At 72.4% G+C, this 26,458-nt stretch carries 24 protein-coding genes; 15 read left to right on the top strand and 9 right to left on the bottom strand.

Annotated features, from left to right (window positions below):
• The first annotated feature begins 102 nt into the window (after positions 1–102).
• The 5 genes from ACZ4Z4_RS28545 to ACZ4Z4_RS28525 all read left to right on the top strand — a co-directional run bounded on the left by ACZ4Z4_RS28545 (position 103) and on the right by ACZ4Z4_RS28525 (position 5,062).
• Entirely contained in the window at positions 103–345 is a 243-nt protein-coding gene (locus tag ACZ4Z4_RS28545) for an SCO4848 family membrane protein (RefSeq protein WP_062778448.1), read from the top strand.
• 2 nt (positions 346–347) lie between these two features.
• Positions 348–1,580, top strand: coding sequence for a metallophosphoesterase (locus ACZ4Z4_RS28540; RefSeq protein WP_468333327.1), 1,233 nt, complete (start codon positions 348–350; stop codon positions 1,578–1,580).
• Positions 1,581–1,740: 160 nt separating this feature from the next.
• Positions 1,741–2,139, top strand: a complete 399-nt coding sequence (locus tag ACZ4Z4_RS28535) for an ATP-binding protein (protein ID WP_468333324.1) — start codon at positions 1,741–1,743, stop codon at positions 2,137–2,139.
• A 41-nt stretch (positions 2,140–2,180) separates the two neighbouring features.
• Complete coding sequence (locus tag ACZ4Z4_RS28530; protein ID WP_468333321.1) at positions 2,181–2,573, top strand: hypothetical protein; 393 nt, start codon at positions 2,181–2,183, stop codon at positions 2,571–2,573.
• Positions 2,573–5,062, top strand: a complete 2,490-nt coding sequence (locus tag ACZ4Z4_RS28525; RefSeq protein ID WP_468333318.1) for a DUF4132 domain-containing protein — start codon at positions 2,573–2,575, stop codon at positions 5,060–5,062. Before ACZ4Z4_RS28530 ends, ACZ4Z4_RS28525 begins: the two co-directional genes overlap by 1 nt.
• A gap of 59 nt (positions 5,063–5,121) precedes the next feature.
• On the opposite strand, the gene ACZ4Z4_RS28520 is transcribed toward ACZ4Z4_RS28525, so the two are convergent.
• From ACZ4Z4_RS28520 to ACZ4Z4_RS28485, 8 genes are all read right to left on the bottom strand, one after another.
• Positions 5,122–5,568: a VOC family protein gene (locus tag ACZ4Z4_RS28520; RefSeq protein ID WP_468333315.1), complete on the bottom strand. Its 447-nt coding sequence runs from the start codon at positions 5,566–5,568 to the stop codon at positions 5,122–5,124.
• 74 nt (positions 5,569–5,642) lie between these two features.
• Positions 5,643–6,719, bottom strand: a complete 1,077-nt coding sequence (locus ACZ4Z4_RS28515) for a hypothetical protein (protein ID WP_468333312.1) — start codon at positions 6,717–6,719, stop codon at positions 5,643–5,645.
• The gene (locus tag ACZ4Z4_RS28510) at positions 6,716–7,177 is read right to left on the bottom strand and encodes a hypothetical protein (RefSeq protein WP_468333309.1); all 462 of its coding nucleotides are present in this window, start codon (positions 7,175–7,177) and stop codon (positions 6,716–6,718) included. Before ACZ4Z4_RS28510 ends, ACZ4Z4_RS28515 begins: the two co-directional genes overlap by 4 nt.
• Positions 7,178–7,335: 158 nt before the next feature.
• Positions 7,336–8,106 carry a succinate dehydrogenase iron-sulfur subunit gene (locus tag ACZ4Z4_RS28505; RefSeq protein ID WP_468333306.1) on the bottom strand — a complete coding sequence of 257 codons (771 nt, stop codon included), beginning with the start codon at positions 8,104–8,106 and terminating at the stop codon, positions 7,336–7,338.
• Positions 8,106–9,860, bottom strand: a complete 1,755-nt coding sequence (gene sdhA / locus ACZ4Z4_RS28500) for a succinate dehydrogenase flavoprotein subunit (protein ID WP_362993247.1) — start codon at positions 9,858–9,860, stop codon at positions 8,106–8,108. Before sdhA ends, ACZ4Z4_RS28505 begins: the two co-directional genes overlap by 1 nt.
• A gap of 16 nt (positions 9,861–9,876) precedes the next feature.
• Positions 9,877–10,371: a succinate dehydrogenase hydrophobic membrane anchor subunit gene (locus ACZ4Z4_RS28495; RefSeq protein WP_468333303.1), complete on the bottom strand. Its 495-nt coding sequence runs from the start codon at positions 10,369–10,371 to the stop codon at positions 9,877–9,879.
• A gap of 8 nt (positions 10,372–10,379) precedes the next feature.
• Entirely contained in the window at positions 10,380–10,760 is a 381-nt protein-coding gene (gene sdhC / locus ACZ4Z4_RS28490; RefSeq protein WP_369214962.1) for a succinate dehydrogenase, cytochrome b556 subunit, read from the bottom strand.
• A 147-nt stretch (positions 10,761–10,907) separates the two neighbouring features.
• Positions 10,908–11,513 (bottom strand): 2-oxo-4-hydroxy-4-carboxy-5-ureidoimidazoline decarboxylase, encoded by a 606-nt coding sequence (locus ACZ4Z4_RS28485; RefSeq protein WP_468333510.1) that lies wholly within the window; start codon positions 11,511–11,513, stop codon positions 10,908–10,910.
• Positions 11,514–11,760: 247 nt separating this feature from the next.
• Between ACZ4Z4_RS28485 and ACZ4Z4_RS28480 the strand changes: the two genes are divergently transcribed.
• The 5 genes from ACZ4Z4_RS28480 (at position 11,761) to ACZ4Z4_RS28460 (ending at position 18,708) form a co-directional block, all read left to right on the top strand.
• The gene (locus ACZ4Z4_RS28480) at positions 11,761–13,380 is read left to right on the top strand and encodes a beta-N-acetylhexosaminidase (RefSeq protein WP_468333300.1); all 1,620 of its coding nucleotides are present in this window, start codon (positions 11,761–11,763) and stop codon (positions 13,378–13,380) included.
• 119 nt (positions 13,381–13,499) lie between these two features.
• Positions 13,500–14,015, top strand: coding sequence for a hypothetical protein (locus ACZ4Z4_RS28475; protein WP_468333297.1), 516 nt, complete (start codon positions 13,500–13,502; stop codon positions 14,013–14,015).
• A 64-nt stretch (positions 14,016–14,079) separates the two neighbouring features.
• Positions 14,080–14,661 carry a hypothetical protein gene (locus ACZ4Z4_RS28470; RefSeq protein WP_468333295.1) on the top strand — a complete coding sequence of 194 codons (582 nt, stop codon included), beginning with the start codon at positions 14,080–14,082 and terminating at the stop codon, positions 14,659–14,661.
• 179 nt (positions 14,662–14,840) lie between these two features.
• Positions 14,841–17,060 (top strand): hypothetical protein, encoded by a 2,220-nt coding sequence (locus tag ACZ4Z4_RS28465; protein ID WP_468333292.1) that lies wholly within the window; start codon positions 14,841–14,843, stop codon positions 17,058–17,060.
• Positions 17,061–17,115: 55 nt separating this feature from the next.
• The gene (locus ACZ4Z4_RS28460) at positions 17,116–18,708 is read left to right on the top strand and encodes a type 1 periplasmic-binding domain-containing protein (protein ID WP_468333289.1); all 1,593 of its coding nucleotides are present in this window, start codon (positions 17,116–17,118) and stop codon (positions 18,706–18,708) included.
• A gap of 56 nt (positions 18,709–18,764) precedes the next feature.
• On the opposite strand, the gene ACZ4Z4_RS28455 is transcribed toward ACZ4Z4_RS28460, so the two are convergent.
• Positions 18,765–21,350, bottom strand: a complete 2,586-nt coding sequence (locus ACZ4Z4_RS28455) for an FG-GAP-like repeat-containing protein (RefSeq protein ID WP_468333286.1) — start codon at positions 21,348–21,350, stop codon at positions 18,765–18,767.
• 265 nt (positions 21,351–21,615) lie between these two features.
• Between ACZ4Z4_RS28455 and ACZ4Z4_RS28450 the strand changes: the two genes are divergently transcribed.
• The 5 genes from ACZ4Z4_RS28450 to ACZ4Z4_RS28430 all read left to right on the top strand — a co-directional run bounded on the left by ACZ4Z4_RS28450 (position 21,616) and on the right by ACZ4Z4_RS28430 (position 26,196).
• On the top strand, positions 21,616–22,473 hold the full coding sequence (locus tag ACZ4Z4_RS28450; protein WP_468333283.1) for a hypothetical protein: 858 nt from the start codon (positions 21,616–21,618) through the stop codon (positions 22,471–22,473).
• 118 nt (positions 22,474–22,591) lie between these two features.
• A complete protein-coding gene (locus tag ACZ4Z4_RS28445; RefSeq protein WP_468333280.1) occupies positions 22,592–23,218 on the top strand; it encodes an RNA polymerase sigma factor in 627 nt (208 codons plus the stop codon).
• A complete protein-coding gene (locus ACZ4Z4_RS28440; RefSeq protein WP_468333277.1) occupies positions 23,215–23,937 on the top strand; it encodes a hypothetical protein in 723 nt (240 codons plus the stop codon). The genes ACZ4Z4_RS28445 and ACZ4Z4_RS28440 overlap by 4 nt, the downstream gene beginning before the upstream one ends.
• Before the next feature lie 367 nt (positions 23,938–24,304).
• A complete protein-coding gene (locus ACZ4Z4_RS28435; protein ID WP_468333274.1) occupies positions 24,305–24,970 on the top strand; it encodes an RNA polymerase sigma factor in 666 nt (221 codons plus the stop codon).
• Entirely contained in the window at positions 24,970–26,196 is a 1,227-nt protein-coding gene (locus ACZ4Z4_RS28430; RefSeq protein WP_468333271.1) for a hypothetical protein, read from the top strand. Before ACZ4Z4_RS28435 ends, ACZ4Z4_RS28430 begins: the two co-directional genes overlap by 1 nt.
• Positions 26,197–26,458 lie beyond the last annotated feature (262 nt).

Genomic DNA, 26,458 nt, shown 5'->3' with positions numbered 1-26,458 from the left:
AACGTACAGGGCGGGGCTGTGGGGGCCGCTCCCGAGGTGTGCTGTGTCCCGTCGTCCCCACCCCGGCGGCGGTTCGGAAGGAGAGCTGGCGATACTGAACGCATGAAGCTCAGCCGCCCTGTCTCCTGGTTCCTGCTCGCCTTCGGGGTGTGGAGCTGGTTCATCTGGATCACTTTCGTCAAGAACCTGTGGAAGGACGGCAGCGGGCTCGCCTTCGACGACGCGGACAACCCGACCGGGTACTTCTGGGTGCACCTGACGCTTGCCGTTGTCTCCTTTGTCTTGGGGACGGTGGTAGGGGTCATCGGGTTCCGTGGAGTCCGTGCTCTGCGGAGAACGTCATAGCCGTGGTCGTCCTCACGGTCCTCGTGGGCCTCGCCGTCCTCGCGGCCTTCGCCGCCCTCCACTGGTACGCGTGGCGCCGCCTGGTGCGGGACACCACGGCCGGGCCCGGACCCGCCCGGCGCGCCGGCACGGTGCTCTTCGTCGCGGGGCCCCTGCTGATGTTCGGCGCGCTCGTGGCCGAGCGCTCCGGAGCGCCGTTCCTGCTCCAGCGGGTGCTGGCCTGGCCCGGGTTCATGTGGCTGGCCGTCTCGCTCTACCTGCTGCTCGCGCTGCTCGTGGGGGAGCTGGTACGTCCCTTGCTGCGGCGGTGGGCGGAACGCGAAAGCGTTCCCGAGCCCGAGCCCGAGCCCGAGCCCGAGCCGGGGCCCGAACCGGAACCGGAACCCGAACCAGCGCGCGCCGCTCCCGCCCCCTCCCGCCGTCTCTTCGTCTCCCGCGTCGTCGGCGGCACCGCCGCGGCCGTGGCGGCCGGAACCGTCGGCCACGGAACGTACGGCGTGCTCCGCGGCCCCAAGGTGAAGCGGGTCACCGTGCCGCTGGCGAAACTGCCGCGCGGGGCGCACGGGTTCCGGATCGCCGTCGTCAGCGACATCCACCTCGGGCCGATCCTCGGCCGCGGCTTCTCGCAGCGCGTGGTGGACACCGTCAACGCCACGCAGCCCGATCTGATCGCCGTGGTCGGCGACCTGGTGGACGGCAGCGTCGAGGACCTGGGCCCCGCCGCCGCGCCGCTCGCCGGCCTGCGGGCGAAGCACGGCGCGTACTTCGTCACGGGCAACCACGAGTACTTCTCCGGGGCCGAGCAGTGGGTCGACCACGTACGCGACCTCGGTCTGCGCCCGCTGCGGAACGCCCGTACCGAACTCCCCGGGTTCGACCTCGCGGGCGTCGACGACGTGGCGGGCGAGGACGAGGGCAAGGGCCCCGACTTCGCCAAGGCGCTCGGCGACCGGGACCGTTCGCGGGCCTCCGTGCTCCTCGCCCACCAGCCCGTCGTCATCCACGACGCCGTCGAGCACGGCGTGGACCTGCAACTCTCCGGCCACACCCACGGCGGCCAGCTGTGGCCGGGCAACCTCGTCGCGGACCTGGCCAATCCGACACTCGCGGGCCTGGAGCGGTACGGCGACACGCAGCTCTACGTGACGCGCGGCGCGGGCGCCTGGGGGCCGCCCGTACGCGTCGGGGCGCCCTCGGACATCACGGTCGTGGAACTGGCGTCCAGGCAGGCCTGAGCCGCGCACGACATCCCCGGCACGCCTCCTTCCCGGAGCGCGGGGTGCAGAACTGGCCAAAGGTGGGTGAGCCCTGAGGTGCCGCAGTGACACCGTGCGGTTCCGCCGCGCAGCATTGAGGCGTCGGAGGGGACACGGAGGCGGATGGGGGAGCGGGGACTTGCTGAGACGTCATGCCTTCAGGCTGCCGCCGCACCCCGCGTCGGTGCCGCTCGCCCGTACACGCGTGCGCGACCACCTGTCGGCCTGGGGGCAGACAGCGGGCCGCGGGGCGCTCGACGACACCGTGCTCCTCGTGTCGGAGCTGGCAACCAACGCGATTCTGCACGGGTGCGTGACCGAGGGGGAGTTCGAGGTCGCGGTGACGGTGCTCGCCGACGGCTCGTGCTTCATCGAGGTGTCCGACGAGAGCCCGTCGGAGCCCGAGCTGAGCACGTCGGACGCCTGGGAGGACGAGAGCGGCCGCGGCATGCGGCTCCTCGACGGGATCGCGGAGGCGTGGGGCGTGTGGCGGCGCGGCAGGTACGGCAAGACGGTGTGGGCGCTGGTGCGGGGCTGAGCGGGCGGCCGTTGTCAGTGGTCGGCCCTACTGTCGAGGGCATGGGAATGGTGACGTTCGTCGATGAGACGACAGCGGGGGAGCGCCGTACCGGCGGGGGAATCGAGGTGGCGGAGGAGCGGCTCGCGCTGCGCGAGGTGATCCGGCGCAGGGTGTTCCAGGAGGTCGCGGAGTACAACGCGCGTACGCCCGGCGTCTTCCGCGGCCTGGTCCGGCCCACGGACGCGGAACAGACACTGAACGGATACGCGCTGCGCACCCCGCGCCGCATAGACCCCGAGCGGCAGTTCCGGCAGGCCGTCGAGGCGTTCGGGCGCAACGGCTTCCTGGTGCTGGTCGGTGAGCGGCAGGTGGAGGACCTTGACGCGGAGGTCGACCTGGCGCCCGGCACGGAGGTCACCTTCCTCAAGCTCGTCCCGCTGGCGGGTGGCTGATGGCCAGGAACTACCCGGACCGGGTGCGGAACGTGGAGCGGCTCGTCGCCGACGGCGACATGCGGGGCCTCGCCGAGGAGCTCCTCAAGACGGCGATCACCAACGGCAACGAGTGGAGCCACGACGGCGAGAAGGTCCTCGCCGCCGTCCAGGGGCTGCCGCGGGAACAGCGCCGCCGGATCACGGACTCCCTCATAGAGCTCAGCAATCCGTACCACCTGGAGTCGCCGACGCGGACCAACGCCCTCACGCTGCTCGCGATCATCGGCAAGGACCTGCCGGGCGACCCGCTCTCGGCGGAGCGCGCCCGGCGCCTGGAGGAGCTCGGTTCGGCGCACTGCGTGCGGTCGACGCGTGAGGCACTCGCGCTCGTCGAGGCCGAGACGGCGGCGGGCCGCACCCCGCCCGCGCTCGCCGTCGCGGCCCTGCGGCGCACCCTCCTCGTCCAGTACTGGCATGGCGATGCCCGCCTGAAGCGGGTGGTCGCTGCGCTGTCGGAGCCGCTGCTCAACCCGGGCGAGCCCTGGTCCGACCGGGTCCTGGAGGACCTGACCGGCCTCGACGACACCTGGCACGCGCTCGTGCGGCACGCGCTCACCGCCAAGACCGGCAAGCCCAGCACCAAGTGGGAGCAGACGGCCCGCGATCTGATCGATGCCCTGGACCCCGACAAGGTGCGGCACACGCTGGTGACGTGGCTCGCGCTGGTCGGCGCGCCGCGCACCCAACCACTCCTGACCTACGGCTACGGCATCGCGCCGAACGACGAGTACGACCCGTTCAACGCCGACGCGATCCGCGGCCTGGCCTGGACCCTCGCGCTGCTCCCGCCCCACCCGGAGTCGGCCCGCACCCTCGGCGCCCTCGTCGAGACGTCCCTGCGCAAGGTCCAGGGCCTCGGCCCGCGCAGCCCCAAGGTCGCCAACGCCGGCGTGGTCGCGCTCGCCCGCGCCGAGGGGGAGGCGTCCCTCGCCGAGCTGTCCCGCCTCGCCTCCCGGGTCACCTACAAGACCACGCTCAAGGTGATCAACACCGGCCTGGAGGCGCGCGCCGAGGCGCTCGGGCTGAGCCGTGACGAGGTCGAGGAGCTGGCCGTCCCGGCGTACGGCCTGACGGAGGTCGGACGCACCCTGCGCAGACTCGGCGACTGCGAGGCCGAGCTGACGGTCACCGGGACGAAGGCCGTACTCCGGTGGCGCAACGGCGCGGGCAAGCAGGTCAAGGCGGCACCCGCCGCCGTCAGGCGCGACCACGCGGACGACCTCAAGGAGCTGAAGACCGCCGTCAAGGACATCGACAAGATGCTCTCGGCGCAGGCGGAGCGGCTCGACCGGCAGTTCCTGGCCCGCCGCGAGTGGACGTACGACGCGTGGCGCGAGCGACTCCTCGACCATCCCCTGGTCGGCACGGTCGCCCGCCGCCTCCTGTGGACCGTCGACGGCACCCCCTGCGGGTACGCCGACGGGGAGCTCCGCACCCTCACCGACACCCCGGTGAAGGGCGGTTCGACGGTCGGGCTCTGGCACCCCGTCGGCCACGAGCCCGCCAAGATCGTCGCCTGGCGCGACTGGCTGGAGCGGCACGGCATCACCCAGCCCTTCAAGCAGGCCCACCGCGAGGTGTACCTCCTCACCGACGCCGAGCGCGCCACGGGGACGTACTCGAACCGCTTCGCCGCGCACGTCCTGCGCCAGCACCAGTTCAACTCGCTGGCCGCGGCGCGGGGCTGGCGGAACAAGCTGCGCCTGTGTGTGGACGACGAGTACCCGCCCGCCGTACGGGAGCTGCCGCGGTGGGGGCTGCGCGCCGAGTACTGGATCGAGGGCATCGGCGGGAACGACTGGACCGAGGACCTCACCGACGCGGGCAGCTATCTGCGGGTCCGCACCGACCAGGTCCGCTTCTACCCGATCGACGCCCCGGGGAACTCCGCGCACGCGGGCGGCGGCGAGTACCGCATGTGGCTCTCCGACGGACAGGAACCGGTCGGCCCGCTGCCCCTGGCGGAGATACCGGAGCTGGTCCTGAGCGAGGTCCTGCGCGACGTCGACCTGTTCGTGGGCGTCGCCAGCGTGGGCAACGACCCCACGTGGCAGGACGGCGGCCCCGCGGGCCGCTTCCGCGAGTACTGGACGGCGTACGGATTCGGGGAACTCGGGCCGGGCGCACAGACGCGCCGGGAACTGGTCGCCCGCCTGGTGCCGCGGCTCGCGATAGGCGACCGGTGCACGGTCGAGGGCCGGTTCCTGCACGTGCGGGGCGAGCTGCACACGTACAAGATCCACCTGGGGTCGGGCAACATCCTGCGGACGCCCTCGGACCAATACGTCTGCATAGTGCCCTCGCCGGCGGGGGCGACGGCGTCCGTGAACGGCACCGGATATCTGCCCTTCGAGGGCGACCGGACGCTGGCGGTCATCCTCAGCAAGGCGATGCTGCTGGCCAGGGACGACAAGATCACGGACCCGACGATCCTGAGCCAGCTCTGACGGCGCCGTCCCGGCGCTGACGGCGCCGCCCCCGCTCTGACGGTGCCGTCCCCGCCGTCTCAGAAGCTCCGCGCGAGTTCCGGGCGCTTGAGGTAGTCGGCGAAGCCGACGACGTTGCCCCACGGGTCGGCGATCTCCACGGTCCATCCCGTGGCGACGGAGAACGGCTCGGCGAGCAGGGGCACCCCCGCGGCCGCGAGCGCCCGGCCCTTCGCGCGGGCGTCCCCGACCTCCAGCCAGAGGCGGGGCGCAGGCCACGCCGGCGTACGCGGGACGATGCCGTCCTCCACGCGCAGCAGCACGCCCGGTGTCTCCTTGCCCACCTTCAGGATGGCGAGCCCGATCTCGTCGAGCCGGAAGGCGACGGGGAAACCGGCCCGCTCGTAGAAGCCGACGGCCTCGCCCAGGTCGCCGACGGGGAACAGGACGTTGTCGAAGCCGAGCAGCTGGGCGGACGGGTCTGCGGGCTGGTCAGCGGACTGGCCGACCGACTGGTTGTCTGACATTCCGTCAGGGTAGGTCGGCGGACGCCACACCGGCGCAGGCGCGCCCCCCGGCGCCCAATGTCCAGCCGTCGGTACTAGCGGTTGATCGACTGCACCTCCTGGACGGTGACGTCCTGCGTGCCGTCGAACGTGCCGTCGGGCAGGTCGCCGCCCGCGCCGCCGTTGCCCTCCCAGGTGATCCGCCAGGTGATGGAGGCCTTCATCCGGAACGGCTCGCCGCCCGTGGGCCGCAGATACCTGATGCCGCACGGCGGGTCCTCCTTCGAGGAGCCCTTCGTGTACGGGGTGCCGATGCTGCCGTCGTCGTCGACCGCGCACTCGCCGTCGGCGGGGAAGGTCTCGGCGTCCGACGTGCCGGGGTCCAGATGCAGGCTCACGGGCTTGGCGGTGGTCTCGGCCCACAGGCCCGTGCCCGGCAGTTCGGCGCGGACCTTCACCGGTTCGAACGCGCCCTTGTCCAGCCACACCCAGGTCGGCAGGTTCACGGTCGACTTGGCCGCGGGCTTCAGTTCGACCTTGGTGTCGGGCACCTTGACCTTGTTGTAGGCGTAGCCGGCCAGGATCTCCGGGGTGGGCGCGTTCTCGATGTCGGGGATCGTGGCGGCGTCCTGCCAGAACAGGTTCGTCTCGCACTGCCGCGCCTCGAAGGTGTCCTCGACGTCGGGGTTCATGACCCCGCGCCAGAACCTGCCGTCCTTGCCCATGTTGAAGTTCTTGTAGCCCTTGGCGCCGTCGGACTGGTCCTTGCCCTTTTCGTAGTGGTCCACCATGAGCTGCTCGCCCCAGCTGAGCGAGGGCGTCACATGGACCAGGTCGCCGCCCTTCTTGAGCTTCTCGACGCTGTCCTTCAACTGCGCCGGGGACGCCACCGGTTCGTACCAGCAGGACGGCGGCTTCCAGTTCGGGTCGACCGCCATGACGGGTTTGTGCGACGCACCGCCCTTGCCGCCGCTGACCTGCTTCACCGTGACGTTGGTGCCGACGCCCGCGGTGAGCGAGTTGCCGGAAGCGCCGCCGGACGGGCCGGTGGGACGCCCGGCGGGCGGGTGGTCCGCGTCCTCGCCGAACGCGTACGCGGTGGCCGGGCAGGCGCCGAGCGCCAGAGCCGCCGTGACCAGCAGCGGGAGGGACCGCTTCAGCACCCCCGTCACTTGTCGCACCCTCCGCGCTCCGTCTCCAGGGAAACGGTGCTCCAGACCCCTTCGGGCGTCTTCTTCAGAGTGGTGCGGTACTGGAGGACGGGGTTCACGTCGTCGGGGGTGCCGGTCCGCTTCTTCGTCCCGCGGTCCTCGGTGTAGCCCTTGCTCTCGTCCACGCAGTAGAAGAGCACGCCACCGGCGTCGGAGAGGCTCACCTGCGGGTTGAACACCCTCGCGCTGCCGACCAGCGTGTGGTTGTTGTCCACGTACCCCTTGATGTACGTCCTGGAGGACTTCAGCGCCTGCTGCGACGTGTAGAAGCTCACCGCTCCGGCCTGCGGGTCGGCGTCGATGACGGCCGCGTACTCCGCCTTCAGGCGTTCCCTGCCGTCGTCGAGGATCGCCTGCTTCTTCGGGTCGCTGTTGTGCCACCCCACGAAGTCGGCCTCGAACGACCCGGGAAGCCTCACCTCCGGCCGCTTCACGCCGTCCGGCCGAGCACTCGCCGACGCCTTGGGCTCCTTGCCGCCGTCGGCCCCTTCGATCTTGTCGGAGGCGCCGGAACGCAGCCGGGCCCCGCTCCCGGAAAGGAGCGGGGCCCGGTCGGACCAGGAAGATCAGGGTGACGTCAGTAGCGACGCGTGATCAGCGCGCGCTTGACCTCCTGGATCGCCTTCGTCACCTCGATGCCACGCGGGCATGCGTCCGTGCAGTTGAACGTCGTGCGGCAGCGCCACACGCCGTCCTTGTCGTTCAGGATCTCAAGGCGCTGCTCGCCCGCCTCGTCACGCGAGTCGAAGATGAAGCGATGGGCGTTGACGATCGCGGCCGGGCCGAAGTACTGGCCGTCGTTCCAGAACACCGGGCACGAGGACGTGCACGCCGCGCAGAGGATGCACTTCGTCGTGTCGTCGAAGCGCTCGCGGTCCTCGGCCGACTGAAGACGCTCACGCGTCGGCTCGTTGCCCGTCGTGACCAGGAACGGCATGACGTCGCGGTACGCCTGGAAGAACGGGTCCATGTCGACGACCAGGTCCTTCAGGACCGTCAGACCCTTGATGGGCTCGACCGTGATCGGCTTGTCCGGGTTGATGTCCTTGATCAGGGTCTTGCAGGCGAGACGGTTCTTGCCGTTGATCCGCATGGCGTCCGAGCCGCAGATGCCGTGCGCGCAGGAGCGGCGGAACGTCAGCGTGCCGTCCAGGTCCCACTTGACCTTGTGGAGGGCGTCGAGGACACGCTCCTTGGGGTCGATCTCCAGCTGGAAGTCTTCCCAGGTGGCGTCCGCGGAGACCTCGGGGTTGAAGCGGCGGACGCGCAGGGTGATCGTGATGTACGGGGAGTCGGCGAAGCCCGCCTCGGGCTTGGCGTCTACCTTGTCGAGGGTCGGGGTAGCCATCAGTACTTACGCTCCATCGGCTGGTAGCGGGTCTGGACGACCGGCTTGTAGTCGAGACGGATCGTCTCCGTGCCGTCGTCGCCGACCTCGCGGTACGCCATGGTGTGGCGCATGAAGTTGACGTCGTCGCGGTTCGGGAAGTCCTCGCGGTAGTGACCGCCGCGGGACTCCTTGCGGGCGAGCGCGGACTGCGCCATGACCTCGGCGAGGTCGAGCAGGTTGCCCAGCTCGATGGCCTCCAGGAGGTCGGTGTTGAACCGCTTGCCCTTGTCCTGGATCGAGACGTTGAGGTAGCGCTCGCGGAGCTCCGCGATCTTCTCCACCGCCGTCTTGATCGTCTGCTCGGTGCGGAACACCATGACGTTGGCGTCCATGGTCTCCTGGAGCTCCTTGCGGAGCTCGGCGACCCGCTCGGTGCCCGTGGCGTCGCGCAGCCGCTCGACCTGGGAGACGACCAGCTCCTCCGGGTTCTCCGGGAGCTCGACGAAGTCGTTCTTCGCCGCGTACTCGGCGGCGGCGATGCCCGCGCGCTTGCCGAAGACGTTGATGTCGAGGAGCGAGTTGGTGCCGAGGCGGTTGGCGCCGTGCACGGAGACGCAGGCGACCTCACCGGCGGCGTACAGACCCGGGACGACCGTGGTGTTGTCCGCCAGGACCTCGCCCTCGACGTTCGTCGGGATGCCGCCCATGGCGTAGTGCGCGGTCGGCTGGATCGGGATCGGGTCCGTGTAGGGCTCGATGCCGAGGTAGGTGCGGGCGAACTCCGTGATGTCCGGGAGCTTCGCGTCCAGCTGCTCCGGCGGGAGGTGCGTGAGGTCGAGGTAGACGTGGTCGCCCTCGGGACCGCAGCCGCGGCCCTCACGGATCTCCGTGTAGATGGAGCGGGACACGACGTCACGGGACGCGAGGTCCTTCATGACCGGCGCGTACTTCTCCATGAAGCGCTCGCCGTCCTTGTTGCGGAGGATGCCGCCCTCACCGCGGGCGCCCTCCGTGAGCAGGATGCCCATGCGCCAGATGCCGGTCGGGTGGAACTGGAAGAACTCCATGTCCTCCAGCGGCAGACCGCGCCGGTAGCAGGCCGCCTGGCCGTCACCGGTGAGGGTGTGCGCGTTCGAGGTCACCTTGAAGAACTTGCCGGTGCCGCCGGACGCGTAGATCACGGACTTCGCCTGGAAGACGTGGATCTCGCCGGTCGCCAGTTCGTACGCGACGACGCCCGCGCTCTTCTTGACGCCGTCGACCTCGACGATGAGCTGGTCGAGGACGTAGAACTCGTTGAAGAACTCCACACCCTCCTTGACGCAGTTCTGGTAGAGGGTCTGGAGGATCATGTGGCCGGTGCGGTCCGCGGCGTAGCAGGAGCGGCGCACGGCGGCCTCGCCGTGGTTACGGGTGTGACCGCCGAAGCGGCGCTGGTCGATGGTGCCGTCCGGGGTGCGGTTGAACGGCAGGCCCATCTTCTCCAGGTCGAGGACCGCGTCGATGGCCTCCTTCGCCAGGATCTCGGCGGCGTCCTGGTCGACCAGGTAGTCGCCGCCCTTGATCGTGTCGAAGGTGTGCCACTCCCAGTTGTCCTCCTCCACGTTGGCGAGCGCGGCGGCCATGCCGCCCTGCGCGGCGCCCGTGTGGGAACGCGTGGGGTAGAGCTTGGTGAGCACGGCGGTGCGGCTGCGCTTCGTCGCCTCGATGGCGGCGCGCATGCCGGCGCCGCCCGCGCCGACGATGACGGTGTCGTACTTGTGAATCTTCACGGAAGTCGCCTCGGCTTTAGCGGATGTTCGGGTCGAAGGTGAAGATCACCAGCGTGCCCAGAAGGATGGTGAACACCGTGGCGGTGTACAGCAGGCCCTTGAGCCACAGACGCGTGTTCGGGCGCTCCGCGTAGTCGTTGATGACCGTGCGCAGGCCGTTGGCGCCGTGCAGCATCGCGAGCCACAGCATCAGCAGGTCCCAGACCTGCCAGAACGGCGAGGCCCAGCGGCCGGCGACGAACGCGAAGCCGATCTTCGAGACACCGCCGTCGAGCACCAGCTGGATCAGCAGGTGGCCGAGGACGAGGACGACCAGGACGACGCCGGACAGGCGCATGAAGAGCCATGCGGCCATCTCGAAGTTGCCGCGGGTCGAGCGCGGGGTCTTGGCGGTGCGCTTGCGGGGCGCCTCGATGACCGGGGCCGGGTTGTCGACGTCGTAGAGGGAGGCGCCCTCGACGGGGCCCACTCCGGACGTCGCGGACTTGTCGAGCGTGGTGTCAGCAGACATGTCTGGCGTCAGCTCCCGAAGACTTCGCGGACGGCGTGGCCGAGGACGGGGTAGAGCGCCCCCACCATCAGGACGAGCCAGATGCCGACGACGGTCCAGAGCATCTGCTTCTGGTAGCGGGGACCCTTCGACCAGAAGTCGACGGCGATGACGCGCAGGCCGTTGAGGGCGTGGAAGAGGATGGCGGCGACCAGGCCGTACTCAAGGAGTGCGACGATCGGCGTCTTGTAGGTGCTGACGACATCGTCGTACGCCTCCGGGGAGACGCGGACGAGAGCGGTGTCGAGCACATGCACGAACAGGAAGAAGAAGATGAGGACGCCGGTGACTCGATGAGCCACCCAGGACCACATTCCTTCCCGGCCGCGGTACAGCGTTCCAGCCGGCACGGAAGTTCCTCCGGGAGCGGGGGTTGGGGCCGGCCGGCTTCGGTGTCGGACGAGCCCGGCCGGGTACGGTCCACCGGCCGCCCGTCATCGTATCGACGAGTTGTCGGTAGCCCTGCCCCGGGTCCGCAGGTGTGATCAAACAGGCAATCAAACAGGCACGTACGGGCTATCGGGGTGCGTTTGCGGGCGACTGCCCCGGGCGGCGTGTGAGGTGGCTCTTTCCCGGGCCAGGCGGGCCAGGCGGCCCCGGGCGAGCCGGCGTGTCTCCTCGGCGGCGACGGCGCGCTCGTCCTCCGGATCGTTGCCGAGGCGTGACCGGATGCCGGCGAGCAGGTGGTCGAGGGCCTCGTCCGGGGCGACGTCGTCGAGGCAGATCACGAAGGTGTGCCCGAAGCGGCTCTCGTACGCGGCGCGGGCGGCGCGCAGGGCGGTGTGGGCCGCGGTGTACGTGGCGTGTCCGGCGGCCGTGGCGTGTCCCACGGCCTGGCCCGGGAGCTCCGGATCGAGGGGTTCGCAGGCCAGGGCCTCGGTGAGGTCGGCGGGCGACAAGTCGTACGCCGCCTCGTCGGACGCGGCGAGCAGCGCGTCCACGTCCGGGTACGGCCGGTGGGCGGCGACCCGGCGGGCCCAGCGCCGGCTGCCGCAGCAGGTGAGGAGCGCGGCCTCGGCGGCTGTGGGCGTGGCGGTGTTGAGCAGGTCGAGCCGGGTCGGCTGGTGCGGGGGCAGGGTGCGCTCCTGGGCAGGGGGCGGCAGGGGAAGGGCGTGGGGGTGTCGTAACGCTATCGAGATATGCGGAGAGGTGTCCGAAGGATGAGCGAATTTCACCCGAATGGGAGAGTTTCGCTTCACAGTGTGGACGAGCCGGGTGTGAGAACGCGTCGTAGCGTGGATCTATGGCTCTGGTTCTGACGCTGACTTCAGGTACGGCACCGGGAACTGCGCCGCGAGGTGCGGGTACACCTCCACGTGGTGCGGGGACGGTGGCGCCGCGAGGTGACCGGTGAGGCGCGGGCCGATAGCCGCGGCGGGCGGCGCGGCGGTCGCCGGGGCCGTCGTGCTGACCGTAGCGGTCTGGCCGGGCGGTGAGAGCGACGGGGCCGCGGACCGCCCGTCGCCGGACAGGAGGACCGCCCCCTCCGTCGCTCCGAGCCCCACCAAGAGCTACGAACTCTCCAAGGCCCCGGCCACCATCCCCGCCGTGCGCGAGCGCACCGCGGCGCGCGGCCCCGGCTGGCGCCCGGCCGAGGGCAAGGGCCGCGTCGTCATACGGGACGACGGCCTCGCCGACGAGGCGCGGCTGCTCGCCGGTGAGCTGAAGCTGCGGTACGGGGGAGACGCGCGGCCCGGCAAGGGCGACGTGGAGCTGGCGCTCACGGATGAGGACAAGAACAAGGACCAGGGCAAGAGCGAGGACGGGGGCGGCCCCGAGTCGTACGCCCTCTCCGTCGAAGGGGAGCGGGTCCGGATAGCCGCGCCCGCCGAGGCCGGCGTCTTCTACGGGACCCGCACCCTCAAGCAGGAGGTGAGCGGCGGCAGGACCGCTCCCGAGGGCGTCGTGCGGGACCGTCCGGCCAAGCCGCAGCGCGGCTTCATGCTCGACATCGCCCGCAAGCACTTCGACGTGGAGTGGATCGAGGACCGTATACGCGAGCTCGGCGACCTGAAGTACAACCAGCTCGGCCTGCACTTCTCCGACGACCAGGCGTTCCGCATCGAGTCGGACTCGCACCCGGAGGTCGTCTCCTCCGACCACCTCACCAAGGACCAGGTCCGCCGCGTCCTGAAGCTGGCGGCGAGCCGGCACATCACCGTCGTGCCCGAGATCGACTCGCCGGGACACCTCGGCGCGGTCATCCGCGAGCACCCCTCCCTCCAGCTCCGGAACGCGCGCGGTGTCGCCACGCGCGGCGCCGTCGACATCTCGAAGCCGGCGGCGGCGAAGATCGTCGATGAGCTGCTCGACGAGTACGCGGAGTTGTTCCCCGGCGCGTACTGGCACCTCGGCGCCGACGAATACCAGGCCCTCACGGTCAAGGACCCCGAGGCCTCCTACCCGCAGCTCGCCGCCGCCGCCCGCGAGCGGTACGGCCCCGGCGGCCGCGTGCAGGACCTGGCGACGGGCTGGCTGAACGACCGGGCCGGCACGGTGCGCAAGCACGAGAAGAAGCCGAAGGCCTGGAACGACGGGTTCTTCCGCGGCGGGACCGCACAGGCCGCCGCCGATCTGGAGGTCGCCTACTGGACGGGCAAGGAGATCGGCGCGCGCGAGCCCGACGAGTACCTGAAGGCCGGCCGCAAGCTCGTCAACTACAACGACGAGTACCTCTACTACGTCCTCGGGCAGCCCAACACCTTCCGTTACCCGACCGGGCAGCGGATCTACGAGGAGTGGACCCCGCTGGTCGTCCGCGGCACACGGCCGGTGAGCGAGAAGTACGACGACCAGATCCTCGGCGGTTCGTTCGCGGTGTGGGGCGACCTCGCGGGGGCGCAGAACCAGGAGCAGGTCGCCCAAGGCATCCGCATGCCGCTGCGGGCCACCGCGCAGAAGCTCTGGGACGCCAGGAAACCCGCCATGGCCTGGTCCGACTTCGTGAAACTCGCCGATACGGTCGGTTAGCCGACCCGGCGGCCGCGATGCTGCTTTCCGGTGGCGAACTTGTCGATCGCTGTGGAGTATTCGGCCACGAACGGCAGAATTGCGGTACGGGGCGGGCGGAACGCGGTGGGGGGACGGGCATGGGCTACTGGGGGTACTACGTCGTCGGCAGGAGTGAGCGGCCGCTCGCGGAGCTCTCCGTGTTCGCGACGGCGGAGGGCCTGCGGGACGAGCTGACCCTCCTCGACCGGCGGCCCGACGGCTGGCAGGTGTGGGAGGTGCCGGGCGGCGACGGCGCCCGGGACGTCGGGAGCATGAACGCGCTGGCCCGGGAGACGGGCGCCCCCGCCCTCTTCGGATATGTGCTGGACAGCGCCTGCGTGATCGTCGAGGCGGCGGCGCCCGAGAGCGGCGCGTGGACCACGTGCCTGGCGCGGCGCGCGATGGCCGGGTACCTGGGCGACACGGAGCTGACCGTCGAGGACTACTTCCTTGAGCCGCGCGACGCCGCGCACCGAGCCGTCGCCTGGGCCGCGGAATCGGGCAGGACGGTGCCGGCGGGCCCCCTCCTCGACGTACTGAACGCGAAGGCGGAGCCCTCCGCGGAAGAGCTCTTCTTCCGCTTCCTCGACCGACTGGGCGTCGTCCCCCAGTGACGTTCCCGGGCCGGTGCACGCAGTAAGGGGCAGTGCAGGGTCCGTGACGGGGGAGACGTACAGCATGAGCCTGGTGGAGCTGATCGCGCAGGCCGACGGGAGAGGTCTGGCGGCGAGCGGGCTCGCCTGCCTGGACCGGTGCGTTCCCGTGCTCGGCGGGGACGACGACCTGCTGCGCCCCCTGTGGGCGAGGCTCGCCGACGGCGGCGACTGGCGCGGGCCGCTGGCCGACGCGCGCTCGGCACTCGACGCCGCGGCCGGTACGGCGGAACAGCTGCCCGGCATGTCCGGCGAGGCGGCCGCGCTCGCCCGGCGCATGCTCGACGCGGTCCCGGAGGCCCACGCGGGGGCCGATGTCCGCGAGTGGGCCGACGGCTGCTCCGTCGCCGCGCTCCAGGTCCACCGCCTGCTGGACACCGAGCCCACCGGCACCGGCTCGGTGGCGGCACGCCGCGAGGGCCGCACGGACGGCATGTCCCCCCTGGTCGCGGCCGAGCTCCGCCGCCAGATACGCATCCTGGAACTCCTCGCCAACAAGGGCGCGGGCCCCGCGGGGGGCCTGCGCCAGGCGCTCGACGTCTCCACGGAGGGCCGCCGGGTGCTGCGGGCGGTGGTGTCGCGCAGGGCGCGGGGGCCGCGCCGGTGACGCGGTACGTCACCGGGGCGGCGGGCGCGGAGCGCCGCTCGTCGGAACGTCGGGGTCTTCCGGAATCCGGCGGCCGGTGGCCGGTGGCCGGTGGCGGACTCTCCCCAAAACCCGTGCCGCACAGCTAACCTGACGAGCCATCATTCGCAGACCCGGCCGTGCCGGCCGCGGGGAGGCCCGTGCCTGACGAACTCGGATTCGACGAGCTCCTGGACGACGACGGCCTGATCGCCCGGCTGCTCGGGAGGACCGCGGCCGGGCGGAAACGGGACCTGCTCTACGGCCCCGACCTTCCCGTCGTCCTCCTCGTCGGCGGACCCGGCATGGGCAAAGGCCGCCTCCTGCGGTGCATACGCGCGCAGTTCGGGCCGCGGGTCCCCGTCGCCCACGTGGACTGCGCCCTGACCGACTGCCGCGAGCAGGCCGAGGAGCGGCCCGGCAGCCGTTCGGAAGCGACCGAGGTGCTGCGCAAGATCGCCCTTCAGTACGGCGACTGGAGCGGCGACGGCGGCGGGATCACCGTGCCACGCCTGTACGCGGGCCTCGCGGCCGTGGCGGCCAGCGACCGGCTCGCCCGGGCGGCACCGCTGGTCGACGAGGTGGGCCGGCTCGACGGCATCCTGCCGCCCGGCTCCTTCTGGCGCGGAGTGCTGAAGGGCACGGCCAGGAACTACCTGGGATATCTGGCGGGCCTCGTCACCAGCCCGCTGGCCGGACCCTTCCTCAACGCCCTCCTCGAAGGGCTGTTCGCCCGCCTCTCGACGGAGGGCAGGGCCGCCCTCGCGGCCTGCTACGGCGAGTACCCGGGCGCCGGCGGCGGCGCGCAGGCCGGGCTGCGCGCGCTCGGCGAGGACTTCCAGCAGGGCGGCGAGGCCCGGCGGATCGCCGAGGGCTTCCTCTTCCGGGCGCTGCGGCAGGACATCGACGCCGCCTACCACGGGGTGCGCGGGCGCATGTCGCGGGTGGGGCGGCCCGCGCTGCTCCTCGACCACGCGGACGGCGCCCTCGGCAGACGGCTGCTGAAACCGGCCCTGGAGGACCGGGAGCGGGGGCACCACGACCGGCTGATGATCTTCGCGACGGCGCGGCGCGAGGACGGCGGCCGGTTCCTCCACCGGGCGGGCAGCAGCCACGACGGCATGGTGAGCTGGCAGCCCTTCACGGGCGTGCTCCCCGCGTGGCACCGCCCGCCGGGCGGAGTCCCCGACCACGCGCCCCTGTGGCGCGGCGTCCTCCTCGTACGCATGCCCGTGCTCACCCGCGACCGGCAGAAGGACGAGCTCAGCCGGTTGCGGGGCGGCCACGAGCAGCCGGACAACGCGGTCCGGCTCCGCATCCACAGCGGTGTGCACCGGCTGAGCGGCGGGCGCCCGCTGTTCGTGACCCGGCTCGGCGAGGCGACCGCGGCGGCGGTGTCGACGGCCTTCCCGACGCCCGAGGAGTGCACCGACTGGGCGCTCCTCGACGCCCGGGTGCCCGCCGCCGAGGACGAGCAGGGCCGCCCCGTCGCCGACCACCCGGTGGCCGACGTGCTGATCGACGAACTCGTCGTGCGCGAGCGGCCCGAGGAGCTGCCGCCCGAGCACCGCGGCCACTGGCTCGACCTGCTCACCCACCTGTCGGTCGCACACGACGTGGAGTGCGCCCAGACCCTGATGCGCGCGGTGCAGGAAGGGCGGACCGAGCAGCTCAACGCGTACCGCATCGTCGAGCTCCTGGAGGACACCGGCTGGCCCCGCTGCCCGCGGCACTTCATCGGCGACCTCGGCCTGCGCCGCCTGCTGACGCGCCGCCTCCACCGGCTGCGCCCGGACGGCGCCGCCTGGCACGCCGACCACGCGCTGTTGCAGGGCCACTACCGGGACCTCGGCGACCGCCACCCCGACCCGCTGTTCGTCACCGCCGGCGCGCACCGGACGCACCACCTCCTCGCCTCCGACGGCGCGGAGCTCGTCACCCGCTACCTGGCCGACTCCTTCCGCACCCGGCCCGCCGCCGAGTGGTGCGAGGAACTGCTCGCCATCGCGGACGCGCCACTGATCGGCGCCGACGACGACCGGTACGCCCGCGCCCTCGGCGAGACGCACGTGCGCGGCGACACCCTGCGGCGCCGGATCGACCGGCTGCTGCACGCGGTGTGGCTGACCGAGGACCGGACGCGGCCCCTGGAGGAGACCGTGCCCGGCGTCCTGCGCGGACCCCTGCGGGAGCTCAGCGAGGAACTGGCGAAGATCGCCGACGAGGCGGTGCGCGACCAGGGGCCCGAGGGCGCCGACGTGGCCAGGGCGGCGGAGGGGGCCGCCCACCTCATCCGCATGGCACGCGACTGGGGGGACAGGGCCGAGGACAAGCAGCCGCTGAAGCGGTGCGTGTGCACGGAGCACATCGGGTTCGGCTGACACGGCTCCGGCCGACACGGGTCCGGTCGACACAGGCTCTAGAGGGAGGGCAGCGGTGAGACGGTTCGGAAACTGGCTGTACAACACGTTCCTGGCCAACTGGATGCGCAGGATCCTCACGCTGGCCGGCCTCGCGGCCGCGGCCGCGCTCCTGTACTGGCTGATGCCGCCGATCGGCGAACCCGAGAGCTGCGCCAAGGGCGTCGAGAGCCACGGCGGCGAGTGCATCGGCGTCAACGGCACGGGGTACGCCTTCGGCACGCCGGAGATCGACGCGGTGGCCCGGGCCATCGCCAAGGAGAACGAGGAGTTCGTCGGCGACAAGCCGCACGTCACCGTCGCGCTGATGCTGCCGCTCCAGCCCGACCTCGCCGCCGAGCGCGTACAGCTCCGCAGCGAGGTGCAGGGCGCGTATCTCGCCCAGTACCGGGCCAACCGCGACGAGACCACCCCGCTGCTGCGCCTCGTCCTCGCCAACCCCGGCGACGGATACGCCCAGCAGGAGAGGGTCGTCGACCAGCTGGCGGCCATGGCGGCCGACAAGCGCGACAACCTCCGGGCCGTCACGGGCTTCAACCTCAGCCTGGACGCCACGAAGAAGGCCATCACCCGCCTCACCGAGGAGCTGCACATCCCCGTCCTCGCCGCCCGCGTCAGCGCGGACGAACTCGCCAACCCCGAGAAGAGCACCGGCAAGGACCCCTATCCCGGCCTCGCCCGCATCATCCCGACCAACCGCCAGCAGGCGGCCGCCCTGGCCAACTTCCACGGCGAGCTCACGGACGCACAGACCGTCCTGGTCAGGGACAAGCGTCCGCACGACATCTACAACGACTCGCTCGCCGCGGCCTTCAGCCGTGACGAGAAGGGCCCGCCGGGACCCAAGGAGCAGCCCTTCGAGTCCCCCTCGATCACCGACCCCGGGGACACCGGCAACGACTTCACCCTCATCGCCCAGAACATCTGCCAGTCCACCGCGCGGTACGTCTACTTCGCGGGCCGCCCCGTCCACCTGCGGCTCTTCGCCCTCAAACTGGCGGACGTGCAGTGCGAGGGGAAGAAGTACACGATCGTCAGCGGATCGGGCGCGGCCACGCTCAACCGGTACATGAAGGACGACGACTGGGAGCGGCTGCGCGGCGGCGGGAAGGAACCCGTCGTCAAGGTGCAGTACGCCGCTCCGGGCCACCCCGACGCCTGGGACCGGGAGCTGGCGAGACAGGGCGGGGCCAGGGAGCGCAAGGCCCATCTCACCGAGCCGCGGGCGGAGATGGAGGCGCTGCGCGCGCTGATCCGGAGCGGGCGCGCGGGGGAGATCGGCGACGTCCGCCTGGAGGACTCCCGCACCATGCTGGTGCACGACGGCGTACGCACCATCGCCAAGGCCGTGCTGCTGGCCAACGCCCAGACCGAGGGCGCGGTGTCCCCGCTGAAACGGGTCTCCGACATGTGGCAGCGCCTCGAAGCCGTCAACCGCGTCCGCGGGACCAGCGGCTGGATCTGTCTGACCAACGCGGGGAACGCCTACAACAAGCCCGTGGCCGTGGTGGAGCTGAACCCCCGTACCGAGAAGCTGGAGTACGTCGGCATCGGCTGGCCCGAGGACAAGGCGCAGCCCGAGGGGTGCAGGGTGCCCAGCGAGACGTGAGGCGCCGCTCCCCGGACCGGCCGGGGAGCGGCGCCACGCCGCCGTGCACGGGACCGCTACGGCGTCAGGGCCTGGCCAAGCCCGGCGCCCGCCGGGGTCCCGAGCAGCGCACGCCCGTAATAGACGCCGCTGCCACCGTGGACGCCCGTCGCGGTGCTGTCCAGCTGGAGGATCGTGCCGTCGCCGGTGTCCTCGCCCTCGGCGCCGACGGCCAGGTCCGCCCGGCCGGAGCCGGACAGGTCGGCCAGCGTCACCGAGGTGCCGAGCCGGTCGCCCGTCTCCGTGGAGCCCGGCACGTCGGGCTCGTCCTGGGAGAAGGCCTGCGCACCCGTGCCGGTGAGGCCGGACGAGGAGCCCTTCAGGAGCAGCGAGGTGCCCGCGTCCTTGCGGTTGGTGCCTGAGCGGGTGATGTCCTCGCCGGGGGCGCCGGTCAGGACGTCCGCGTAACCGTCGGCGTTGTAGTCGCCGGCCGCGACCGACCAGCCCATCGCGTCGCCCGCCTCGGCCGCGCCGACGACACCGGACGTCGCCTGGTGGACCGTCTTCATGCCGGTCGTCGTGAACCCCGTCGAGGTGCCGGGAACCACCGTGACCTGGCCGCCCGCGTGGGCGCCGGACTCGGAGGTGTACGGCTGGCCGATGACGAGGTCGTCGTAGCCGTTGCCGTTGACGTCGCCCGCGGCGACCGAGCGGCCGCCCGGGACGGAGAGCACGCCGACCCGGCTCAGCCCCGACCGGCCGCCGCGGAACCAGGCGACCTTGCCCTTGCCCGCCTGGTCGCGGTAGGTCAGCGCCACGTCCGCGTAGCCGTCGCGGTTGAAGTCGCCGGACGTCGCGTCCGGATAGGCGATCGCGGTGTCGCCCGGGGTGAGGCTGCCGCCCGAGGCGTGGTCGGCGTCGAGCCGCGCGGCCCACGAGCCGCCGGTGCCGGTCGCCGCCGCGAACACGTCCGCCCTGCCGTCGGCGTTGAAGTCGCCGGACGCGACCGCCGCGCCGAACCGGGCGCCGGGGTAGTGGAAGTCGGCGGAGAGCTGCATGTCCGTGCCGGACGTGAACTCCGGGCCGTACAGCATCGTGACGGCGCCGCGGTTCTTGTTGCCCGACGAGTCGTCCTCGCCGGGGGCGCCGATGACGAGGTCCGCGTGACCGTCGCCGTTCAGGTCGCCCCACGCGGTGGCCGTGCCCCAGTCGTCGCCGGCCTCGGAGTTGCCGGGGACGCCCGGACTGGTCTGCGTCAGCGAGATCCTGGAGGCGCCGACCGGGCCGTCGAGGCCGCCGGGCACGACCGTCACGCGGCCGCGGCCCGATGACGCCTTCGGGGTGCCGGCGATCAGGTCCGTGATGCCGTCGCGGTTGTAGTCGCCCGTCGGTATGGCCGCGTTGCGGCCCGCGCTGCCCGCGTACCGGCGTATCTCACCGAGCTTGGCGTACAGGTTCTTGCCGGGGCAGACGCTCGTGGCGCCGTCGCGGTGGCCGGATATCGTGTCGATCGAGGCCTGCTCGCCCTTCTTCCACACGCCGGTGTCGTCGGACGCGGTCAGCGTGACCTTGCCGGCCGGGTCGCCCCCGTACTGGCCGAGCTTCCAGGCCGCCACGCGGGCCACCGACTCCAGGGCGGCGCGGGACGGCCTGCCCGCGGGCCGGCCCGTCGCCGGGTCGCCCTCGAAGTCACCGAGGACGGCGATGCCCGTGGAGTCGCCGTCGAAGCCGACGGTGTGCTCGCCGCGGACGGGCACGTCGACGCCGCCGCCGCGGCCCTCGAAGATCTGGCCGCATTTGTCCACGAGGAAGTTGTAGCCGAGGTCGTTGTGGCCCTCGGTCTCCACCTGGTACGTCATGAGACCGCGGACCAGCGACGCGGACTGGGCGCAGCTGTAGTCGTTCGTGCCGGCCGTGTGGTGGACGAAGACGGCCTTGACCTTGTCGTTGTACTCCGCAGGTCCCTTGACGGCGGACTCGTCGGCGCCCCAGGCCGCCCGGCCGATCACGGGCGGCCGGGTGACCGTGGACGGCGGGGGCGTCGGCCGGGTGGTGGGGGCGGGGGTGTCGCCGTCGGCCGCGAAGGCCGCGGGGGTCATCGCGGTGGCGGCGCCCTTCGCCGCGGTGCGGCCACCGAGTGACGGGTTCCGCGCCTCCTTGGGCGTCACGCCCGGGTCCACGAGGTTGACCTCAACTCCCTTGGGCAGCGCGTTGCTTGCCGTACCGTCGGCGGCGACGACGCGGACCTCCACGCCGTCCGACGGGCCGACCCAGAGGGGACGGGACGCGCCCCGCAGGGCCTTCTCGGCCTTCTCGGCCTTCTCCGGAGAGTGCGGCTCCAGATCGAGCGACCGCCAGCCGCTCCACGCGCCGGAGCCGATGGCGCGCGTGCGCACCTGCGCCGTGCCGTCCCACTCCGCGGCGGCACCGCTCCAGGAGACGCCGAGGAGCGAGAACTGCTCGGTCGACGTGCGGGGCAGTGCGCTCTTCGTCGCGCCGTCGGCGTTCAGCGGGAGGTCGTGCACGCTCGCCGGGCGCTGGGCGCGCGGGTCGGCGCCGGGGCCCTCCCCGTTGCTCGGGCCGGCTGTCGCGTACGTCACCGCACCCGCGCCGCCCAGTACGACGGCCCCGAGCGTCAGCCATGCCCTGCGTTTGTGACTCAACGGCCTGTACGCATGCGTGGAACGCGCCTTCTCACGCGCCTTTTGACGCGGTTTGCGCGGGATCAATTGCGCCACTCCTCAACGAATCGCAGATGAACCAAGTCCGTATGACTGGTCGCGAGGGCAAAGGGTTGTAGTGGGGCGGGCGATTTGTCGCGTGATGTATCCCGCATGCGGAGGGTGTGACACCGGGGCGGGCGGGCGCGCTGGGGGATGTGACAGTTGTGGCATGGGTATTCGGGCGGGGGATCGGGTGGGGGAACGCGTGACGGGTCGTGCGGCGGGCCGTGCCGGGGCCGGCGGACGGTGGGTGCGGGGCGCCGCGCTCTGCGTCGCCGTGGGCGCGGTCGCGGGCGGGCTCACGTCCTGCGGCACGGAGCGCGAAGTGACGTACGCCGGCGGCACCTTGGAAGACGTCGTGCCCGCCGACGAGGCGCGCGGCAAGGAGCTCTCCGTCGAGGCCCTGAAGCTGCTCCGCGACGCGGAATCGGTGCGCATCGCCCTCGACATGCCCACCCCGAAGGGCCGGCAGAAGGTGTCGCTGCACATGGACCGCGACAACAACTGCACGGGCACCTTCGACGCGGGCCCGATGCAGCGCGGCGACCTCATCATGATCGGGGGCGGTTCGACCTACGTCCGCTTCAGCGACGAGTCGCTTCAGGCGATCCGCGACATGGCGGCGGGCCGGGACCCCGAGACCGCGGCGCGGGTCCAGGAGCGGACGGCGCTGGTGCGCGGCAAGTACCTGAGGATCCCGACGGGCGCCTCCGCCGGTCCCTCGATGCCGGTGAACAGCTGCGACCTCGACGAGATCACCAGCGCGATGCCCGGCAGCCCCGGCCCGGACGACGTCGTCAAGGCCCTGCCCAAGACGCGGCGTTACGGCGAGGACGTCACCCCGCTCGTCGAGCACAAGGAGGGCAGCGAGACGTCCGTGTACGTGGCCGCGGCGGGCAGGCCGTACCTCGTCGGGCTCGAAACGGAGGAGGACGGCGAGACCATGCGGATGCGGCTGTCCGAGTACGGCGAGCCGGTCTCCGCGGTGGCCCCGGCGCCGGCACAGACCATCGACATCTCGGAGATCCGCCCCGAGGGCGGCGGAGGCCTCTTCGAGGTGTGAGATCGCCGGCGGACGGCCGTTCGCCGACGCGCTGTGACATTTCCGCGCCCGGTGACGCTGGTGACCGTGGGGGGCACGGGCGCGGTGCACCGTGCCGAGACGGCCGGATGGGAGCGGGTTGGGCCAGGGTGGGGGACCCCGTCGAGCACAGGCGCACGACGAGGAGCTGGGCAGGGCCGTAGCAGCGGCCCAGGAGGGCGACGAGGCCGCGTTCGCGGTCGCGTACCGCCTTGTCCAGCCAGGGCTCGTGGGCTATCTGCGCGGCCTCGTCGGCACGGACGGCGAGACCGCGGAGGACGTCGCCGCCGAGGCGTGGCTGGAGATCGCCAGGGACCTCGGGCGGTTCCGCGGGGACGGGGCGGGGTTCCGCGGCTGGACCGCGACGATCGCCCGGCACCGGGCCTTCGACCACCTGCGCCGCCAGCGGGCGCGACCGCGCCCCACCGCGCTCGAACAGGACGTGCTCGAACTGCCGGGCCCGCACAGCACACCGGCGTCGGCCCTGGAGGCGATCTCGACGGAACGGGTGCTCGCCCTGGTCGCCACGCTGCCGCGCGACCAGGCGGAGGCGGTGCTGCTGCGGGTGGTCGTCGGCCTGGACGGCCCGACGGCGGCGCGCGTCCTCGGCAAGCGCCCGGGGGCGGTGCGGACGGCCGCGTACCGCGGGCTGCGGAAGCTGGGGGAGCGGCTCGGCCTCGACGGTGTGACGGATGACGGCGCCGGCACGCTGGGGGAGTCGAGATGAACGCTGACGACGCCTCCGGACCCGGCGGCAAGCAGAACCCTCCCCTGACGGCCACGCACGAGCTGCTCGAGGCGGCCGTGCGGGCCGGCGCGTACGCCGAGGTGGACGCGGACGCGCAGCGGGAGGCGGTCGCGGCGTTCCGGGCGGCCCGCGACGAGGGCGCCCATGACCGGGCGAGGACGCGGCGCCGGGACGACTGGCGTCCCCGCGAGACCCGCCGGGGCCGGGTGTCGCTGCGGGCGGCCGGGGGCGTGGTCCTGGCGGGCGGCCTCCTCGGCGGCGTGGCCCTGGCAGGCGCAGGCACAATCGCCGACCCCCCACCCCCGAACGAACACCCACGCCCGGCCCCGTCGTCCCCACTCTCCCCACCCTCCAAGGGCGGCGCCCGGCCGGACGGCACGGCTGACGCGGGGGAGAGCCCCGGGGCCGGGGCGGAACGAGGGGGTCGGGAGGAGGACAAGGGCGAGGACATGGTCAAGACCCCCGGCACAGGCAAGGGCAAGGACAAGAACTCCGGCAAGGACTCCGGTAAGGGTCTCGGCAAGGAGCACGCCGACAAGAAGCAAAAGAAGCCCGCCGAGCCGGGCGCCGGGGGCAAGAACAAGAAGGAGAGCGGCCCGCAAGGCGAACCGCGGGGCGGGGAGAAGGCCGGAGGCAAGGCCAAGAGCAAGGCGCAAGCCGACGCTGTGAAGAAGCACGGGGCCAAAGGCAAGAGGTAGGCCGGGGCGTGGCGGGTCGACCGGCAGAGCCTGGGCCGGTCGGCGCCGCGGTGGCACATGGCGGCGCGGGGTGCTCACTGGGCGCGCGTCCGCGCTGTCCTACGGCGAACGTACTCGCTGCCCCCACGGGAGGGACGTGCCCGGCCGGGGCCGCCACCCCCCACAGGAGAGGCCCCGGCCGGCACACGGTACGAACCGCGTGCGGTCCGTACTTCCTTCAGCGCCTCGCGTGCGTTTTCTGTCACACCGCGTTCCGTCACCCGGTAGTTGCACGTTGTACAAACATGGACGTAGGCCTGTCCGAGCCCGTAGCGTGCTGCTTCGCGCCGGGGCCGGGCGCAGATCTCCGAGTGGCAGGATTGAGAGAGTGCTGGGGGACGACGCGGAGCTGACCGCCGCGGTGCTTGCGGCGCAGGACGGGGACGAGACCGCTTTCCGGACTGTGTACCGCGCCGTGCACCCGAGGCTGTTGGGATACGTACGCACGCTGGTCGCCGACCCGGACGCGGAGGACGTCGCCTCCGAGGCCTGGTTGCAGATAGCGCGCGACCTCGACCGGTTCAGCGGCGACGCGGACCGGTTCCGAGGGTGGGCGGCGCGCATCGCGCGCAACCGCGCCCTCGACCACATACGCATGCGGGGCCGCCGCCCCGCCGTCGGCGGCGACGAGTCGGAGCTGACCGGGAAGCCGGGCGACGCGGACACCGCGGGCGAGGCGATGGAGTCCCTCGCCACCGGCGACGCGCTCGCCCTGATAGCCAGGCTCCCGCAGGACCAGGCGGAGGCCGTCGTGCTCCGCGTCGTCGTCGGTCTCGACGCGAAGAGCGCCGCGCAGACCCTCGGCAAGCGCCCCGGAGCCGTCCGTACGGCGGCGCACCGCGGCCTCAAGCGCCTCGCCGAGCTGCTCGGTTCGGAGGGCGCGGACCCCAAGGACGCGCTCGACGCCGTACCGCCTCAGAGAGAGCCGCGCGGCTGCGCGGTGACGTCCGCCGGTGTGACGCAATGGCGTACGCGGACGCAGAAGGACATGTGATGGCCGACGAGCAGCACCAGTGGCTGGACCGCGACGCGGCGGAGCGTTTGCTGCGCGGGGAGCCCCTCGAAGGCATCGGCCCTCACGACCGCGCGGAGGCCGAGCGGCTGGCCCGGGCACTCGCCGCGCTGGCCGCGCAGGGGCACATCGACGAGGCGGGACCGACGGCGGAAGCCGGCGGAGGGTTCGGCGCGGAGGCCGGTTCCGGTGCCCGTGCCCACCTCGACCCCGACATCGTTGCCGCGGACGGGGAACTCCCGGGCGAGGCCGCGGCCTTGGCTGCCTTCCGGGTCGCCCGGGACGCGCGCGAGGAGCGTGCGGGGGCCGTGCGGGGCGGCGGTTCCAGGACCGCGCCGTACGCGACGGCCGCCCACGAGGCGGCCGCGGGCGAGACCGTACGTCTGGGGCGTGCCGGGAGTCGGCCGCTCCCCAGCCGCTGGGGCCGCCCCTTCCGGTTCGGGATCGCCGCGGCCCTCGCGGCCTGCATGGTCGGCGGTGTCGCCGTGGCCGCGGGGACGGGCGTGCTGCCCTCGCCGTTCGGTACGCACGGTGACCCGGGCCCCGCCGGCTCCGCGTCCCCGGCCACCACACCGGAGGAGTCGACGGCCTCGCCCTCCCCGTCGGACGACGCGGGTGAGCCCTCCGAGGACATGGTCCCGGACGCGAGCACGGCGCCCGGCGACGAGCCGACGGCACGGGAGCCGGAGTCGAGCTCGCCGCCGGAGGCCGAGGCGGGCGGCGCGCACACCGACGTCCCGCGGCAGCCGAGCGATGACAGGACGCCTCGCGGCGACGAGGCGAGGACGTGGTACCGCACGGTGGTCACCGCCTGCCGCGCCTACCGCAGCGGTGAGCTCCAGGGCGACAAGCGCCGCCGCTTGGAGGAGGCCGCCAGGGGTCCTGCGCGCGTGGAGGCGTTCTGTGGGCGGGTCCTGGGCGGCGGTCCGGGTGGCGGTCCGGGTGGCGGCGGCCATCAGGGCGACGGGAACGGCGACGGCGACGGCGGCGGTGGCAAGGGTGGCGGCCAGAACGGTGGCGGCGGCCAGGGCGGTGGCGACGGAGAGAACGGCGACGGGGAGAACGGCTCGGGCGGCGACGAGGACGGCAGCTCGGGCGGTGACACCGGGGGCGCCCCGGTCCCGCCTCCCATGTCCACTCCGTCAGCCCCTCACCAGCCCTCCCAGCCGTCCAAGCCGTCCCGCAGCGCCCACCCCCACCTCCCCTGACGCGGGCCTCTCCCACCTCCCGCAACCCGGGCCTCCCATGGCCCGGCCCCCTTCGTAACCGGGGGCGACGGCGTGGGGTGTGACGTTTTTGGAGCAGGAGACGCAGTAAGTAATGAGCCGACTGGTCATCGGCCCACGCACGAGCCGGGGGTTCCCCCCGTACCTTCGGCTCCGTGCCCTCGGCGTGGGCGGGATACGTTCCCCCGATCCCGCCCACGCCGCTTTTCCGCCACCGTGCCGCGGGGTCACCAGTCCCCACGCA

It is taken from the genome of Streptomyces sp. NPDC030245 (assembly GCF_055572995.1).
Note: the sequence above shows the minus strand (reverse complement) of the source record. Positions and strands in the feature narration are given on the sequence as shown.